This window comes from Streptomyces sp. VNUA24 (genome assembly GCF_029167005.1).
Lineage (GTDB): Bacteria > Actinomycetota > Actinomycetes > Streptomycetales > Streptomycetaceae > Streptomyces > Streptomyces scabiei.
This window is the reverse complement of record NZ_CP119143.1, coordinates 651,285-667,585: the sequence shown is the minus strand read 5'-3', so window position 1 is coordinate 667,585 and position 16,301 is coordinate 651,285. Positions and strand designations below refer to the sequence as shown.

At 73.8% G+C, this 16,301-nt stretch carries 15 protein-coding genes; 8 read left to right on the top strand and 7 right to left on the bottom strand.

Features of this window, described 5'->3' with window-relative positions; translation table 11 throughout:
- Window positions 1-97: 97 nt before the first annotated feature.
- Complete coding sequence (locus tag PYR72_RS02685; RefSeq protein WP_275453667.1) at window positions 98-892, top strand: GNAT family N-acetyltransferase; 795 nt, start codon at window positions 98-100, stop codon at window positions 890-892.
- Window positions 893-922: 30 nt separating this feature from the next.
- On the opposite strand, the gene PYR72_RS02680 is transcribed toward PYR72_RS02685, so the two are convergent.
- The 3 genes from PYR72_RS02680 to PYR72_RS02670 all read right to left on the bottom strand — a co-directional run bounded on the left by PYR72_RS02680 (window position 923) and on the right by PYR72_RS02670 (window position 3,394).
- Window positions 923-1,795, bottom strand: a complete 873-nt coding sequence (locus PYR72_RS02680; protein WP_275453666.1) for a GNAT family N-acetyltransferase — start codon at window positions 1,793-1,795, stop codon at window positions 923-925.
- Window positions 1,796-2,041: 246 nt separating this feature from the next.
- Window positions 2,042-2,497 (bottom strand): SPW repeat protein, encoded by a 456-nt coding sequence (locus tag PYR72_RS02675; protein WP_059083055.1) that lies wholly within the window; start codon window positions 2,495-2,497, stop codon window positions 2,042-2,044.
- 321 nt (window positions 2,498-2,818) lie between these two features.
- Complete coding sequence (locus tag PYR72_RS02670; RefSeq protein ID WP_275453665.1) at window positions 2,819-3,394, bottom strand: sigma-70 family RNA polymerase sigma factor; 576 nt, start codon at window positions 3,392-3,394, stop codon at window positions 2,819-2,821.
- A gap of 100 nt (window positions 3,395-3,494) precedes the next feature.
- Here PYR72_RS02670 and PYR72_RS02665 point away from each other — a divergent pair, with 100 nt between their 5' ends.
- Window positions 3,495-4,565 carry a MerR family transcriptional regulator gene (locus tag PYR72_RS02665; protein WP_275453664.1) on the top strand — a complete coding sequence of 357 codons (1,071 nt, stop codon included), beginning with the start codon at window positions 3,495-3,497 and terminating at the stop codon, window positions 4,563-4,565.
- Here the strand turns inward: PYR72_RS02665 and PYR72_RS02660 are convergent.
- Together PYR72_RS02660 and PYR72_RS02655 are read right to left on the bottom strand one after the other, a co-directional pair.
- Window positions 4,499-5,860, bottom strand: a complete 1,362-nt coding sequence (locus tag PYR72_RS02660) for a deoxyribodipyrimidine photo-lyase (RefSeq protein ID WP_275453663.1) — start codon at window positions 5,858-5,860, stop codon at window positions 4,499-4,501. The two genes, PYR72_RS02665 and PYR72_RS02660, sit on opposite strands and share 67 nt — an antisense overlap.
- A 139-nt stretch (window positions 5,861-5,999) precedes the next feature.
- Window positions 6,000-7,529, bottom strand: coding sequence for an SDR family oxidoreductase (locus PYR72_RS02655; RefSeq protein WP_275453662.1), 1,530 nt, complete (start codon window positions 7,527-7,529; stop codon window positions 6,000-6,002).
- Window positions 7,530-7,664: 135 nt separating this feature from the next.
- Between PYR72_RS02655 and PYR72_RS02650 the strand changes: the two genes are divergently transcribed.
- The 4 genes from PYR72_RS02650 to PYR72_RS02635 all read left to right on the top strand — a co-directional run bounded on the left by PYR72_RS02650 (window position 7,665) and on the right by PYR72_RS02635 (window position 12,893).
- Window positions 7,665-8,162, top strand: coding sequence for a MarR family transcriptional regulator (locus PYR72_RS02650; RefSeq protein WP_013005899.1), 498 nt, complete (start codon window positions 7,665-7,667; stop codon window positions 8,160-8,162).
- Between the two features lie 194 nt (window positions 8,163-8,356).
- Window positions 8,357-10,444, top strand: a complete 2,088-nt coding sequence (locus PYR72_RS02645) for an MMPL family transporter (protein ID WP_275453661.1) — start codon at window positions 8,357-8,359, stop codon at window positions 10,442-10,444.
- A gap of 652 nt (window positions 10,445-11,096) precedes the next feature.
- A complete protein-coding gene (ssuE, locus tag PYR72_RS02640) occupies window positions 11,097-11,651 on the top strand; it encodes an NADPH-dependent FMN reductase (RefSeq protein WP_275453660.1) in 555 nt (184 codons plus the stop codon).
- Window positions 11,652-11,741: 90 nt separating this feature from the next.
- Entirely contained in the window at window positions 11,742-12,893 is a 1,152-nt protein-coding gene (locus tag PYR72_RS02635; protein WP_275453659.1) for an LLM class flavin-dependent oxidoreductase, read from the top strand.
- Window positions 12,894-12,903: 10 nt separating this feature from the next.
- On the opposite strand, the gene PYR72_RS02630 is transcribed toward PYR72_RS02635, so the two are convergent.
- Window positions 12,904-13,404, bottom strand: a complete 501-nt coding sequence (locus PYR72_RS02630) for a GNAT family N-acetyltransferase (protein ID WP_275453658.1) — start codon at window positions 13,402-13,404, stop codon at window positions 12,904-12,906.
- Between the two features lie 57 nt (window positions 13,405-13,461).
- Window positions 13,462-14,505, bottom strand: coding sequence for an acyl-CoA dehydrogenase family protein (locus tag PYR72_RS02625; protein ID WP_275453657.1), 1,044 nt, complete (start codon window positions 14,503-14,505; stop codon window positions 13,462-13,464).
- Window positions 14,506-14,610: 105 nt separating this feature from the next.
- Here PYR72_RS02625 and PYR72_RS02620 point away from each other — a divergent pair, with 105 nt between their 5' ends.
- Complete coding sequence (locus PYR72_RS02620) at window positions 14,611-15,114, top strand: MarR family transcriptional regulator (protein WP_275453656.1); 504 nt, start codon at window positions 14,611-14,613, stop codon at window positions 15,112-15,114.
- A 287-nt stretch (window positions 15,115-15,401) separates the two neighbouring features.
- Window positions 15,402-16,289 carry a glycoside hydrolase family 19 protein gene (locus tag PYR72_RS02615; RefSeq protein WP_275453655.1) on the top strand — a complete coding sequence of 296 codons (888 nt, stop codon included), beginning with the start codon at window positions 15,402-15,404 and terminating at the stop codon, window positions 16,287-16,289.
- Window positions 16,290-16,301: the final 12 nt, after the last annotated feature.

Sequence of the window (16,301 nt, the reverse complement as noted above, 5' to 3'; positions counted from 1 at the left end):
ACCGCCTGCCCCGTCCCGCCCGGCTCACTCCTTCTCGGCTACCGCGCGCGGGCGAATTCCATTGCCAGGGTGAACGACTGATGATGGAGTGAGCGGTATGGATCACGCTGCTGTGCTGGCACTGTTCGACCGGGACATGCGCGAGGGCGCCCGCCCTGACGGGCCCGGCGCCCGGATCGAGCGCGTCGGCGGGGTGGTGCGGCAGGTCGGTTTCGAGAACGGCTGGAGCGGCGTCGTCTGGTCCGACCTGGACGAGGCGGGCGCCGACGCGGCGATCGCCGAGCAGATCCGGTACTTCTCCGGCCTCGGCCGCGACTTCGAGTGGAAGCTGTACGGCCACGACCTCCCCGTCGACCTGGGGCAGCGCCTGCGTGACGCCGGGTTCACGGCCGACCCGGAGGAGACGCTGATGGTCGCGGAGGTCGCCGACCTGAGCCTCGACGTCGAACCGCCCGAGGGCGTACGGCTGCTCCCGGTCACCGACCGCGCGGGCGTCGACATGGTGGCCCGCGTCCACGAGCGGGCCTTCGGCACGGACAGCACCCGGATGCGCCACCAGCTGCTGGCCCAGCTCACGGGGGACCCCGAGTCCGTGGTGGCCGTGGTGGCGCTCGTCGGCGACGAACCGGTGAGCGCCGCCCGGATGGAACTGGTCCCCGGTACCCGCTTCGCCGGCCTGTGGGGCGGTGGAACGGTCGAGGCATGGCGGGGCCGGGGCCTCTACCGTGCCCTGGTCGCCCACCGCGCCCGCGTCGCCGCCGACCGCGGCTACCGCTACGTGCAGGTCGACGCGCTCGCCACCAGCCGCCCGATCCTGGCCCGCCTCGGCTTCGAGCCGCTCACGACGACCACGCCGTACGAGTACGCCGTGGGGAGCGCGGAGTCCTCCTGACCGGCCGGGCGGGGAGCGGCGCCCTTCGTGTCACAGGTCGAGCTGGTACTCGATGGACGTGTGCGTGGGCCGGTAGCCGAGCGCGTCGTTGACCCGGCGCATCGGGACGTTCTCCGCGGCCGTGTCGGTCAGCAGGGCGGGGACCCGGCCGTGGGCGTGCAGCACGGACTTCGCCTTCATCCACAGACCCAGCCCGTGGCCCCGGTGCTCCGGCAGCACGGCCGTACCGTAGTGCTGTCCCTCGCCCCGGCCGTCGCCGGGCAGGACGAGCTCCGAGAAGCCCACGACGGTGCCGCTCGACGTGTGCACCGCGGCCACGGTGTACAGCGAGTCGCCGCGCTGCGCGATCGCCTCGGCGGCGGCGACGACGCGTTCCACGTCCCAGACCACCGTCCCGTAGTCGGTGTCGCCCATCGGCATGTCGTCCATCGCCCGGCGCGACGCGGCGTAGCTGCCTGCGAGCCCGTCCGGTACGACGCCCGTCCAGCTGGTCAGGTGGTAGCCCGGACGGGGCGCGTCGAGGATCCGCGTGAAGTGGCCGGGGTCGATCGTGGCGAGGTCGAGCCGGGCGTACGTCAGTGTCAGCACGGGGCGGAAGCCGCGGGCGGCCAGGAAGGCGTCGCCCGGGGAGCCCCGCTCGGCCTGGGCGACGACCGCGCGCCGGCCGTCGGCACGTGCCGAGCCGAGCGCGGCGTCGAGGAGCGCGGTGCCGACGCCCTGCCGCCGCTCGGCGGGGTGCACCGCCCCCTCCAGCTCGGCCAGGTGGGACTGACCGTCCCTGGTGAACAGCCGCAGGAAGGCGGATCCGAGAGGGCTGCCGTCCGGCGCGGACGCCAGCCAGGCGAGGCGGTGGCCGGACGGGGTGGCGGCGGGATCGACGAGCGGGGTGACGCGCGGGGGCAAGAGGGCTCCGGGACAGGTCGGTGGGCGGATGACGAGGCCCGGAGACGCTAGCCACCGGTCAGGACGTCCCGCAACGCAATTCCGGTGCGTACAGATGCCGCCCGTCCGCGCCGGACCCGGGGCCTCCTCGTGGGACCGGAGGCTCTGACGGCTCGGTGCCGGGGAGGACGCGTACGGCGGTCCCGACGGCGACGGCCGGCCCGCGGAAGCGAGCCGGCCGCCGTTACCCCTCGCGGGCGTCCTGTTCTACACCTGCGGCGTGCGGCCCGCACGCGGAGTGCCCCTCGCCGCCGCACCGGCGCACATCAGCCCCAGCAGCAGCGCCAGGCAGCCGATGATGATGTTGTTGACCACGACACCGGCGTCCGGGCTGTCCCCGACGATCCACGCCGCGACGATCATCCACACGCCCAGCGCGCACATGGCCCAGCTCAGCCCGTACATCCGGTCCGGTGCGGCCGTGAAGCCGAGGGCCAGCAGGCCGATGGCGATGCCCACGACGAGGTTGTGGGACGCGAGCGCCGGCTGGCTCGTCGTGTAGTGGAGTATCCACGGGGACACGGCGCAGTACAGACCGAGGAGGAACACCGGTCCGTCCACGAGTGCCACATCACGACCACCCAGCATGCGGGCGAACCGGGCCTGCATTTCGGGTGCGTCGGGGTGGCTGGTGATGTCACTCCTGTGTGAGACGTTGGCCATGACTCGAACTCCTTTGAACTCCGCAGGCCCGACCGCGTCCGGCGAGTGGGCGGTTGGCGCCGCGTACGTTCATTCTGCTCTTATTTTTCCCTTATGTGTAGTCGTCGGAGTCGAGGGTCCGGGAGGGCGGACCCCGCCCCCGAAGAGCGCCGACCGCTCCTCGGAGGCGGGTCCTGGCGGGGGCCGCGCCCTCGACCGGAAGCGCCCCGGTCGTCGGCCCCGCGCCTGCTACTTCCGTGACCGGCCGGTGCGCGGATGCGCGGACCGCTCTCGGATCAACTGAAACGTTTGTGCGTCGAATGTCCTTGCGATGTGGGTGTCTCAATCGCCGCCGGACCCGCCGCCCAGACGGCTCCGCAGCCGCCGCAGACCTCGCCGGGTGTGGCTCTTGACGGTGCCGAGGGGCAGGCCCGTACGCTCCGCGATCTGCAGCTGGGTGAGGTCCTCGTAGAAGGCCAGGTGCAGGACCAGCCTCTGGGGCGCGGGAAGCCCGGCGAGTTCGGCGCGGATCAGCATCCGGTCGAGAACGGCCTCGGGGCCCGCGCGGTCGTGCCCGCCGCCGTGCGTGAGCGCGGCGCCCGCCGAGATGACCAGGTCCGCACGACGGGTCCGCGCGGACAGGGCGTCGGCGATCCGGCGCCGGGCGATCCCGACGATCCAGGCCCCCATCGCGCCGCGCTCGGAGCGATAGCCGTGCCGGCCACGCCACACCCCCAGGAACACCTGCTGGGTGACGTCCTCGGCCTCCCCGCTGTCCCCGAGACTGCGCTGGGCGAGCGCGTGGACCAGCGTCGACCAGCGGTGGTACGCGGCGGCCAGGCAGTCGTCGTCGCCCGCCACCAGGCCCCGCGCCAGTTCCTCGTCCGCGAGCACGGCGGTCGGACCCACAGGACTCACGAGGGCGGCTCCTCACGCCGGGCGGTGCGCATGGCGCCATCGTGCGAGCCCGTGAGGCGGGGCTTCAAATCGCATCGCTTCTGCATCGTATGATCGCCGCATGGCTGCGTACGGGGAGGAGAGCCCCGCCGATCCGGGACTGACCAGCGGTGCCCTGGCCCGGCGGCTGGGCGTGTCACCCACCACGCTGCGGTCCTGGGACCGCCGCTACGGCATCGGGCCCGCGGTGCGCGGCGACGGCCGCCATCGGCGCTGGAGCCCGCGGGACGTGGCGGTGCTGGAGGAGATGTGCCGGCTGACGTCCGCCGGACTGCCCCCGGGCGAGGCGGCACGCGTGGCACGCGCGGGGACCGCAATCCCGGCGGAGAGTGAGGCGGAGGAGGGAACCGGGGGAGCGCGGCCGTTCCACGGGGACCGCCCCGGGCCCGCCCGGCCGTCGTCCCCGGGGGGCACCCGCGAGGAGTGCCGGGGCCTCGCCCGCGCCGCCGTACGCCTCGACGCCCCGGCCGTGGAGGACCTGCTGGCCGGGGCCGTCGAGCGGCACGGGCTGACGGTGGCCTGGCAGGACGTGATGGTGCCGACGCTGCACGCGGTGGGCCGCAAGTGGGCGTCGTCCGGCGACCGTTACGTGGAGGTGGAGCACCTGCTGTCCTGGCACGTCTCCACCGCCCTGCGCCGCCACACCCGGGCACCCGCGCCCGGTCACGACGCCACCGCCCCCGGCCCCGTCGTCCTGGCCTGCGTGCCCGGCGAACAGCACAGCCTGCCGCTGGAGGCGCTCGGCGCGGCACTCGGCGAACTCGGCGTGCCCGCCCGGATGTTCGGCGCGGCCGTCCCCGCCGAGGCGCTCACGGCGGCGGTCGAGCGGCTCGGCCCGGTGGCCGTCGTGCTGTGGGCCCAGGCCCGCTCCACGGCGAGTCCGCCGCTGGCCGGCCACGTCGCCGCCATGCGCTGGGGGGTGAAGGGCGCCCGCCGGCAGCCGCTCGTCGTGCTCGGCGGCCCCGGCTGGCACGGACGCCCCGCGCCCGGTACGGTCCGGCCGTCCTCGCTGGCGGAGGCGGTGGAGGCGCTGGCCGGACTGTACGGGCGGGCGGCCCGGCCGGATCAGGAACTGCGCCCGCGCAGGAACCGCTCCCGTCCCTCCGCCAGTTCGACGACCGGCTCCGGATAGTCGAGCCCGGCACGGTCCAGTCCCCTCAGCTTCCAGGGCTCGTGCACCGCGGGCGCCGCGAGGTCCGCCAGCTCGGGCACCCAGCGCCGTACGTACTCCCCGTCCGGGTCGTACCGCTTGGCCTGGGTGACCGGGTTGAGGATCCGGTTGGGGCGGGTGTCGGTGCCGGTGCCGGCCATCCACTGCCAGTTGAGCTGGTTGTTGGCCACGTCCCCGTCGACCAGCAGGTCCAGGAAGTGCCGCGCGCCGACGCGCCAGTCGATGTACAGCGTCTTGGCGAGGAAGCTCGCCGTCAGCAGCCGGCCCCGGTTGTGCATCCACCCCTCGTGGCGGAGCTGGCGCATGGCCGCGTCGACCACCGGGTAGCCGGTGCGGCCGTCCCGCCACGCCTCGGCCTCGTCCGGCGCGGTACGCCAACGGTCGTGCTTGGCGCGGTAGTCGGCCTTCGCCGCCGCCGGACGCGCGGCCAGCACCTGGCGGTTGAAGTCCCGCCAGGCCAGCTGCCGGACGAACGCCTCGGCGCCCGGACCGCCCGCCCGCCGGGACCGGTGCACCAGTTCGACGGGGGAGAGGGTGCCGAAGTGCAGATGGGGCGAGAGCCGGGAGGTGGCGTCGCCGGCCAGGTCGTCGTGCCGGTCCTCGTACGCCTCGATGCCCGACCGCAGCCAGGCGGAGAAGCGGCTGCGGCCCTCCGTCTCGCCGCCGGACGCCAGACCGGGGGAGACGCCGGACAGCCCCGCGCGGGAGGGGAGTTCCTCCGAGCCGACACCGTCCGGCACGCGCACGGCCCGCGGGGCGGCCGACGCCTCCCGCAGCCGCTGCCGCGACCAGTGACCGAAGTACGGGGTGAAGACCGCGAAGTGGTCCGAGGAGGCCGGCAGCACCGCGCCGGGGTCCACGGCGGACGTCACCGTGGCGTGGACGTGCAGCCGTACGCCCTCGGCCTCCAGCGCGCGCCGCAGCCGCTCCTCGCGGCGCTGGGCGTACGCGCTGACGTCGGCCGCGAGGTGCACCTCGTCGGCGTCCGCCTCGGCGGCCACCTTGCACACCTCCTCCACCACGTCCCCGGAGCGGACCACGAGCCGGCCGCCCCGCTCGCGCAGCCCGGTGTCCAGGTCGCGCAGACAGTCGGCGAGGAACGCCAGACGGTTGGGCGCCGCGAACCCGGCACCGGTCACGTCCCGGTCGCGCACGAACAACGGGACCACCTGCCGCGATCCGTCGAGCGCGGCACGCAGCGGCGGATGGTCGTGCAGCCGCAGATCGCAGGTGAACAGGACGACCGAGACGTTCATGTCGGCTCCGGGAAGAAGAGGGAGGGGCGTCGGCTGCTTCCGGCCGCAGGCACCCGGCGGATGCACGGACCGGCGGCGGGGCGGGAGCACGGTGGCGCGGGGCGCCCGGAACGGGCCGGGCGCGGGCGCCGGGCGCACGTCAGGGCAGAGGCGCCTCCTCCCGCGCCCGGGCGGCCGCGTCCGCCGTCGCCGCCCGCGCGATGTTGCGGGCCATGCCGCCGAACACCACGGAGTGGAAGGGGGCAACGCTCCACCAGTAGGCGTGACCGAGCAGGCCGTGCGGGTGGAACAGGGCCCGCTGACGGAACACGGTGCGTCCCGTGCCGTCGGTGTCCGCGTACATCTCCAGCCACGCCAGACCCGGCAGCCGCATCTCCGCCCGCAGCCGCAGCAGCCGCCCCGGCTCGATCTCCTCGACGCGCCAGAAGTCCAGCGAGTCGCCCACCCGCAGGCGTGCGGCGTCCCGGCGGCCCCGGCGCAGGCCCACCCCGCCCGCGAGCCGGTCCAGCCAGCCGCGTACGGCCCACGCGAGGGGGAAGGAGTACCAGCCGTTGTCGCCGCCGATGCCCTCGATGACCCGCCACAGGGACGCGCGCGGGGCGTCCACGCACAGCTCGCGGTGGTCGGTGTAGAGGCTGCCGCCGGCCCAGTCGGGGTCGGTGGGCAGCGGGTCGCTCGGCGCGCCGGGCAGCGAGGCGGACGACCAGCGGGTGGCGACCTTGGCCTCGCGCACCCGCCGCAGCGCGAGCCGTACCGCCTCGTCGAAGCCGACCGGGTGACCGGGCGGGTCCGGCACGTACCGCGCGATGTCGTGCTCCCGGCAGACCACCTCGTGCCGCAGCGACTCGGTGAGCGGCCGGGCGATCGACGCCGGTACCGGCGTCACCAGCCCGACCCAGTGACTGGACAGCCCGGGGGAGAGCATCGGCACCGGCAGGATGAGCCGGTGCGGCAGCCCGGCGACGACGGCGTAACGCCGCATCATCGCGCGGTACGTCAGCACGTCCGGCCCGCCGATGTCGAAGGTCCGGCTGACGTCGTCCGGCAGCCCGGCCGAGCCGACGAGCGCCCGCAGCACGTCCCGCACGGCCACGGGCTGGATGCGGGTGTGCACCCAGCTGGGGGTGACCATCACCGGCAGCCGCTCGGTGAGGTAGCGCAGCATCTCGAAGGAGGCCGACCCCGAGCCGATCACCACCGCCGCCCGCAGGACCGCCGTGGGCACCCCGGAGTCCAGCAGGATCCGGCCGACCTCGGCGCGCGAACGCAGATGCGGCGACAGTTCCCGCTCCGGCACGCCGTACGGGGTGAGCCCGCCCAGGTACACGAGCCGGCGCACCCCGGCGGCCCGGGCGTGCTCCCCGAAGATCCGTGCCGCCCGCCGGTCCGTCTCCTCGAAGTCCGTGCCGGTCCCGAGCGCGTGCACCAGGTAGTAGCCGACGTCGACACCCCGCATCGCCCGCGCCACGGACTCCGCGTCGGTGACATCGCCGCGGACCACCTCGACGGAGCCGGCCCACGGATGGTCGCGCAGCCGCTCCGGGGAGCGCGCCAGACAGCGCACCCGCAGGCCCGCCTCCAGCAGCTCCGGGACGAGCCGCCCGCCGATGTACCCGGTCGCGCCGGTCACCAGGCAGAGCGGTCCGCTGTCGCGTGCGTCTCCCGTCATGGGTTCCTCGGTTCCTCGCGTCGGCGTCCCCCCTCGTCATCCCTTCCACCGCGAACGCGGTCGCGGATGCGCCGCAGGGCCACCGCCGCGCGATCGGGTGATCGGCGGGACGGCTACGCTGACCGCGTGGCCACAGTGAACGACCCCGGGCGCCGGGCGGGCGAGGACGGGTCCGGCGGCCCCGCGGCAGCGACCGATCTGCACGCCTTCGCCGTCGCGCTGCGCCGGATGAACGGCGAGATCAACCGGCTGGTGCACGCGTTCGCGGGCGACCACGGACTGCACGCGACGGACGTCCAGGCCCTCGCGGCGATCCTGGACGCGGACGCCCCCATGACCCCGAAACGCCTGCGCGAACACCTCGGACTCACCTCCGGCGCCGTCACCGCCTGCGTGGACCGGCTGGAGCGCGCCGGGCACGTCCGCCGGGTCCGGGAGAGCGCCGACCGCCGGGTGGTCCACCTGTACTACGCGGCCGACGCCCGCGCGGCCGCCCGTACCTACTTCCGGCCGCTCGCGGAGGCCACGGACGCCGCCCGCGCACGGTTCACCGGGGACGAACTGGCCGTGGTGGTGCGCTTCCTCGCCGCGATGAACGAGGAACTGGGCGCGAGCGCCGACCGCGCCCGCTGACCGGCCCGGCGACGGGACATGCCGACCGGGCGGGCCGAGGTGCATCCAGGGGCCGGGTGCGGGCGGAAGCAGCGGTGACGTCTATGATCGCCGCCGACAAACAAACTCAATCATTGAGATTGTTTCTCATTGAGACAGTGATCGAGACCGTGATCGCGACAGTGAGATCCGTCCGCCCCTGAGCCTGGAGCACCATGCCCACCACCCCCCGACGCGCCCGCCGGCTCGTTCCCCTGCTGCTGATCGCCGTCTGGCTCGTCGTCGGAGGAGTCCTCGGCCCCTACGCCGGACGCCTCGGCGAGGTCGCCACCAACGACCAGGCCGCGTTCCTGCCGCGCAGCGCCGAATCCACCGAGGTCATCACCGCCCAGCGGGCCTTCCGTCAGGACGAGACGCTCGTGGCGATCGTCGTCTGGACCGGAGAGGGCCTCGCCGGCCGGCGCGCCGCGGCCGACCGGGCCCTCGCCTCCCTCGACGGCACCCCCGGCGTGGCGGGACAGGTCTCGCCCGCCCTGCTGTCCGAGGACCGCGAAGCGCTCCGCGGGGTCGTCCCGCTGCGACCCGACCTCGGCGACGCCCTGCCCGGCACCCTGGACCGGGTGCGGGCCGCCGCCGAACGGGTCCCCGGCACCACCGTCCAGCTGGCGGGCCCCGCCGCCAGCCAGGCGGACCTCTCCGACGCCTTCGCCGGGATCGACGGCCTGCTGCTCGCCGTCGCGCTCCTCACCGTGCTGGTGATCCTGCTCCTCGTCTACCGCAGCGTCCTGCTCCCCCTGGTGATCATCCTGGGCGCGGTGTTCGCCCTCGGCCTCGCCTGCGCGGTCGTGTACGCGCTCGCCGACCAGGGCGTCGTCCGGGTCGACGGGCAGGTCCAGGGCATCCTGTCGATCCTCGTCATCGGCGCCGCCACCGACTACGCCCTGCTGCTCACCGCCCGGTTCCGCGAGGAACTCGGTGCGCACGCCGACCGCTTCACGGCCATGCGGGCCGCGCTGCGCCAGTCCTGGGGCGCCATCGTGGCCAGCGCCGCTACCGTCGCCCTCGGCCTCCTCGCCCTGCTGCTCAGCGACCTCACCAACAACCGTGCGCTCGGGCCGGTGGGCGCCATCGGCATCGCCTGCGCGGTCCTCGCCACCCTCACGTTCCTGCCCGCCGTCCTCGTCGCGCTCGGCCGCGCCGCCTACTGGCCCGCCCGGCCCGGCGGCCCGTCGGACGCCCCGGGCAAGGGCGAGGGTGTGTGGCGGCGCGTCGCGGACCTCGTCGACCGGGCGCCGCGCCGGGTGTGGGCGCTGACCCTGGCCCTGCTGCTCGCCGGGGCCGCCTTCGCGCCCACGCTCACCTCCAAGGGCGTGCCCCTGGACGAGACCTTCGTGAACGACGCGCCCTCCGTCGCCGCGCAGCAGACCCTCGGCGACCACTTCCCCGGCGGCTCGGGCAACCCCGCCGTCGTCGTCGCGGACGCGGACCGGCTGGAGCGGGTGCTCGCCGCCGCCCGGGACACCGACGGCGTCGCGACGGCGGCCGCCGTCGACAGGACCGGACGGCCCGGCGGCGAGCCCCTGGTGGTCGACGGGCGCGTACGGGTCGACGTCACCCTGGACGCCGCCGCCGACAGCGACGCCGCGAAGCGGACGGTGGCCCGCCTGCGGACCGCCCTGCACGCCGTGCCCGGCGCCGACGCCCTCGTCGGCGGCTACACCGCCCAGCAGTACGACACCCTGCGCACCGCCGAACGCGACCGCACCCTGATCGTCCCCGTCGTCCTCGTCCTCATCCTGCTCATCCTGACCGGCCTGCTGCGCTCCCTGCTGCTGCCTGTCCTGCTGGTCGCCACGGTCGCCCTGAACTTCCTGGCCACGCTGGGCGTCTCCGCGCTCGTCTTCCGGCACGTCCTCGGGTTCACCGGCACCGACCCCTCCGTGCCCCTCTACGGGTTCGTCTTCCTGGTCGCGCTGGGCGTCGACTACAACATCTTCCTGATGTCCCGGGTCCGCGAGGAGTCACTGCGGCACGGTGCACGCGAAGGTGTGCTGCGCGGCCTGGTCAGCACGGGCGGGGTGATCACCTCCGCCGGAGTGGTGCTCGCCGCGACCTTCGCGGCGCTGGGTGTCATCCCGCTCGCCTTCCTCGTGCAGATCGCCTTCATCGTGGCCTTCGGGGTCCTCCTCGACACCCTCGTGGTGCGCTCGCTCCTGGTGCCGGCACTGGTCCGGGACCTCGGCGAGCGCGCCTGGTGGCCGGGGAAGATACGTGCCGACGAGGACGGGAACGCTGCCAGGTGACCGTGCGGTGCCCGGGGCGCAAGTGCCCCGGGTACCGCGTCATCGGCCGTAGTGCCCCGGCCCATTCCGTTCGCACGGGTGCGGAATGCGCGCCGAATTCCCCACCCTTACAAGGGCTGCCGGCCGTCCGGCGTGAAAAGTGACGGTCCGCGATACGAGACCCGATCGGCTTCTTCTTGACGGTCGTCGGCGACGGCTGTCACGATCAACGGCATGAACATGCGACTGGACCTCACGCGGCGACGCCATGTCGACCTCGCACGCGTCTCCAGCGCCTCCTGTCGCTCCGCGGCCTGATCACCTCTCCCCGATCCGCCGCGCGTTTTCTTTTTCCGCCCGAATTCGCCTCGGCGGCGCACGCGTCGAGGCGAACGCGTTCTCCACGAGCGCGCGCCTGCACCCCGACTCCGTATCTCGGACTCCGACCTCGAATTCGGCGTGCCTGATTCGGCGTGCCTGATTCGGCGTGCCTGATTCGGCGTGCCTGATTCGAAACGCCGGGAGAATTTCCGCGAAGTCCGGTGCTGCTCCGTGAAGTTCCGCGAAAGCGCCGCGGTGAAGGCCGACCACGCCTGCACACCCCGCACTTCCAGCCACTCCCGTCCGGGGTGCCCGTCCGCTCGGGCACCACCGGCTTCCAGAAAGAGGGCCCATGGCCACCGTCCTGTCCGTCTCCGGCAGCCCCTCCGTCTCCTCCCGTACGGCAAAGCTCGTACGCCACCTCGACGCGCGCCTGGCCGCCCAGGGCCACGAGGTCGTCCCGCTCGACATCCGGACGATCCCCGCCGAGGCCCTGCTCGGAGCGGACTTCAGGCATCCGGCCGTCGTCGAGGCCGCCGAACTCTTCGACCGGGCCGACGGGATCGTCATCGCCACCCCCGTCTACAAGGCCGCCTACTCCGGCGTGCTCAAAGCCCTGCTCGACCTGCTCCCGCAGTACGCCCTCACCGGCAAGACCGTGCTGCCCCTGGCCACCGGCGGCACCACCGCCCACGTCCTCGCCATCGACTACGCGCTGCGGCCGGTCCTCAGCTCCATGGGCGCCCGGCACATCGTTCCCGGCTGGTTCACCCTCGACAAGGACATCGTCGTCGGGGAGGACGGCAAGGTCACGGTCGCCCCGGCTACGGCCGAGGCCCTCGGCCAGGTCGTCGACCAGTTCCTCACCGCCCTCGGTCCCGCGCCGGTCCTCGCCGCCGCGAGCTGACCCGGGCTTCGGCGCCGGACGAGCCGCCGGACGAGCAGCCGGACGACCCGAAGACCCGTCGCCCGGCACATCCCCGATCGGAGACCCCGCGTGTCCCTCACCTTCCACTGGTTCCTCCCCACCAACGGCGACAGCCGCCACGTCGTCGGCGGCGGCCACGGCACCCCCGCCACCGCGTCCGGCCGGGACCGGCCGCCGACGGTGGCCTATCTGGGCCAGATCGCCCGCGCCGCCGAGGACCTGGGCTTCGTCGGCGCGCTCACCCCCACCGGCGCCTGGTGCGAGGACGCCTGGCTCACCACCGCGATGGTCAGCCGGGACACCGAACGCCTCAAGTTCCTGGTCGCCTTCCGCCCCGGCTTCGTCTCGCCCACCCTCGCCGCCCAGATGGCCTCCACGTTCCAGCGGCACAGCGGCGGACGGCTCCTCCTCAACGTCGTCACCGGCGGCGAGAGCCACGAGCAGCGCGCCTACGGCGACTTCCTCGACAAGGACGCCCGGTATCGCCGTACCGGTGAATTCCTGCACGTCGTCAGGGAGTTGTGGGAGGGCAAGGCCGTCGACCTGGACGGTGAGCATCTCCGGGTCGAGGACGCGCGGCTGGCCCGGCTGCCCGACCCCGTGCCCGAGGTGTACTTCGGCGGGTCCTCACCCGCGGCCGGGGAGGTGGCCGCGCGGCACGCCGACGTCTATCTGACCTGGGGCGAACCACCGGCCGAAGTGGCTGGGAAGATCGCCTGGATCAGAGGGCTGGCGGCGAAAGAAGGCCGCACCCTCCGTTTCGGGATCAGGCTGCACGTCATCACCCGCGACACGGCCGAGCAGGCGTGGGCGGAGGCGAACCGGCTGCTCGACGGGTTCGACGCCGAGACCGTACGGGCCGTACAGGCCGGACTGGCCCGCAGCGAGTCGGAGGGCCAGCGGCGCATGCTCGCCCTGCACGGCGGCCGCCGCGACAGCCTGGAGATCCACCCCAACCTCTGGGCCGGTGTCGGTCTCGTGCGCGGCGGCGCGGGCACCGCGCTGGTCGGCAGCCACGACGAGGTCGCCGACCGGATCGTGGAGTACCACGCCCTCGACATCGACGAGTTCGTGCTCTCCGGCTACCCCCATCTGGAGGAGGCGTACTGGTTCGGCGAGAACGTCCTTCCGCGCCTCGCCGCCCGGGGCCTGTGGCGGCACCCGTTCACCGGGCCGTCGGCCGCCCCGGCGCAGGTGCCGTTCGCCGGCCGGCCGGCCTAGGCCGCGGACGTCACACCGCGCGTTCCATGCAGACCAACTGCTCCCGCGCGTCCCACGATGCGGTGACGCGGAAGCCGAGGCGCTCGTACAGGGCGACGGCGGCGGTCCGCCACCGCCACACCGACAGCCGTACGGTGTCCGCGCCGCGATCGGCGGCGTGGGTGAGAGCGGCGGTGAGGAGGGCGGAGGCCGCGCCCCGGCCCCGGAACGCCGGATCCGTCCAGAGTCTCTTGATCTCCGCGTGCCCGTCGGCGGGGGCCGTCACCACCACGCAGCCCACCGCCGTGTCCTCGGTCAGGGCCAGCAGTACGACATCGCCGGCGAACGCGGACTCCGGGTCGGTGATCTCGGCCCGGTAGCGGTCCGGGAGCTGAGCCGCATCGGCGACGGGCACCCCCTTCTCGGCCTCCGTCCGCAGGTGGTACGCCGTCAGCAGCGGGGCCGGACCATCGCCGGTGCGGACCGTCCGGTTCGGCCACCGGACGACCCGTACCTGGTGCTGAGCAGTCATGACGCCAGCATCGCAGCCCACCGGCCGGGCCGTGCACGGCCCCCCGGGCGCCCCGGTTCAGTACGCGTCCGACAAGGAGCCGAGGTGGGCCCGGCGCACCTCGTCGGTCTGGCCCTGGACGAGCAGGAACAGGGCCTCGCGGGCCAGGCGCTGCGCCCGGCTGTCCAGGGTGAGGGCCCGGCCGCCGCCGGCGACGACCGCGGCGGTGGTCGCCGTGCGCATGAGGTCGAACGCCTTGGTCTTCAGGGCGAGCCGCTCCTCCATGTGCTCGTGGGGCGCGGGGTGGTCGGCCAGGGCGTACGCCTGCCGCCGCACCTTGTCCACCCGCAGCCGCAGCCCCTTGGTCCGCGGATCGTCCTGGTCCAGCAGGGCGAGGGCGGACTCGGCGACCCCGAACACCGCCGGCGAGGCGTTGGCGGGCTTGGGGCGGTCGCTCGCGGCCCAGGACTCGTAGGGGGCGTGCAGGGCCACCGCGTCGTCGGAGATCCACAGCCCGTCGAGGTGGAGCGAGACCGTACGGGCCGCCGTGAGCGCCGCGAGCCGCAGGGGCGCGGAGGCCCGCAGTCCGGACTGCTCCCTGGCCTCGGCGAAGGCGAACACCACCTCGTCCGCGTCCGTCACCCCGGCCAGCAGCATCACGTCGTTGAGACCCCACCCCGTGTACCAGGGCACCGTGCCGTGGAACAGCCAGCCACCCCGCTTCGGCACCGCCCGGACCGGCACCTGCGGATATCTGCGCAGATGCGCGTACGCGACGCCGGACAGCAGTTCACCGGTGGCCAGTCTCCCCAGCAGGCGTTCACGGGCCGGCAGTTCGCTCTTCACCAGGGTCAGCACGGGCGTGTGGTGCTGGGTCTGCACGAACCAGGTCGAGCAGCAGGCCCCGGCGAGGATCTCGGCGGTCTCCCGTGCCACGGAGTTCGGGGCCCCCGACCCGCCGTACGCCACCGGTGCGCTCACCCCGAGCAGCCCCGACCGCCTGATCGCCTCGATGCTGTCGGCGGGCACCCCCTCCTGGTCGACGCGCTCGGCCCGGGGTGCGAGCACCTCGGCGGCGAGTCGGTGCGCCTGGACGACGAGCGGGTGCGGTGACGTGGTCATGGAGTGATTCTCCCCGGCTCAGGCCCCGGAGATCACCTCTTCCCCGGCCGGAGCGTATGCTCCCTCCATTGCTTGACTTAGGCAAATTCCTGTTACGGTGGCCGCATGTCCCCACCGCGCCCCGCCGCAGCGGCCGCTCTCGCGGACGTGACCGAGATCGAGCGGCTTCTCGCCCGCATCGCGTATGTGTCCGGGCGGGCCCGCCGGCACGGGCCCGTGACGTCCGGCGGCGGGCTGTCCCTGGACCGGGTCTCCGTGGCGATCCTGCGGCACATCGCCGAGAGCGAGCCGTCGCGCCCGGGGGTGCTCGCGGTGCGGCTGTCCGTGGAGGCCTCGCATGTCACCCGGCAGCTGCGGCAGTTGGAGGGCGTCGGCTATGTGCGGCGCGTCCCCGACCCGGACGACCGCCGGGCGCAGCGCGTCCGGATCACCGGCGCCGGGCTCGCCGCCTTCGAGAGCGTCAGGGAGGCGGGCCGTCGGAGCATCGAGGCGGCATTGCGCGACTGGTCGACGGAGGACCGGCGGCAACTCGCCCACCTCTTCGCCCGGTTGGCCGACGACTTTCTCGACCACGCGGAGACGGCCGTGGACCCCCGCCCCGACCGCTGACGACGCCATCGGCTCGACGTGCGGCCGGCATCGGCTCGACGCGCGGCCGGCATCCGCTCGAAGGCGGACGTCGACGTCGTGCGGTACCTGACCGGGCGTCATGCGAGTTGACTGGTCTACACCCTTGACTGGTACAGACCAACGCGGTTGAGTGGCCCCCACACCCCCCACCACGGCCGCGCCCACGCCGTGACCGGTGCCGCCGGCGCGTGCGCGCGAGGTCCGTCCCCGCCGTCCCACCGGGCTCCCGCCCGGGTGCGGCCGTGCTCCACGAAGGAGTTGGTCCTGTGTCGAGGCGCCGTATCTCCGCCGTACTGACCGCCCTGGTCATCGGCGGCGCCACACCGCTGTTGCTGCCCGCCCAGAGCGCGTCCGCCGCGCCCTGTTCCAGTTACGCGAACTGGGTGGCCGGCAAGTCCTACGTCACCGGCAACATCGTGCGCTACACCGACGGCAAGGCATACATCGCCGAGCACGACAACCCGGGGTACGACCCCACCATCAGCACCTGGTACTGGGAGCCGTACGCCTGCGAGAACGGGCCGGGCAACCCCTCCGGATTCGTGGTGAGCGAGGCGCAGTTCAACCAGATGTTCCCGAACCGGAACTCGTTCTACTCCTACAGCGGGCTCCGGGCGGCCATGAGCGCCTTCCCGGCCTTCGCCACCACCGGCAGCGACACCGTGAAGAAGCAGGAGGCCGCCGCCTTCCTCGCCAACGTCAACCACGAGACGGGCGGGCTCGTCCACATCGTCGAGCAGAACACCGCCAACTACCCCACGTACTGCGACCGGAGCCAGTCCTACGGCTGCCCGGCCGGACAGGCGGCCTACTACGGGCGCGGTCCCATCCAGCTCAGCTGGAACTTCAACTACAAGGCGGCCGGGGACGCGCTCGGCCTGAACCTCCTGGGCAACCCCTGGCTGGTGCAGAACGACTCGGCCGTCGCCTGGAAGACCGCGCTGTGGTACTGGAACACCCAGAAGGGCCCCGGCTCGATGACCGGCCACAACGCGATGGTCACCGGCGCGGGCTTCGGCCACACGATCCGCAGCATCAACGGCTCGCTGGAGTGCGACGGAAAGAACCCCGCACAGGTGCAGAGCAGGGTGAGTGCGTACCAGCGGTTCGTGCAGATCCTCGGCACCTCGGCGGGCGGCAACCTCTACTGCTGACGCGCCCGCATC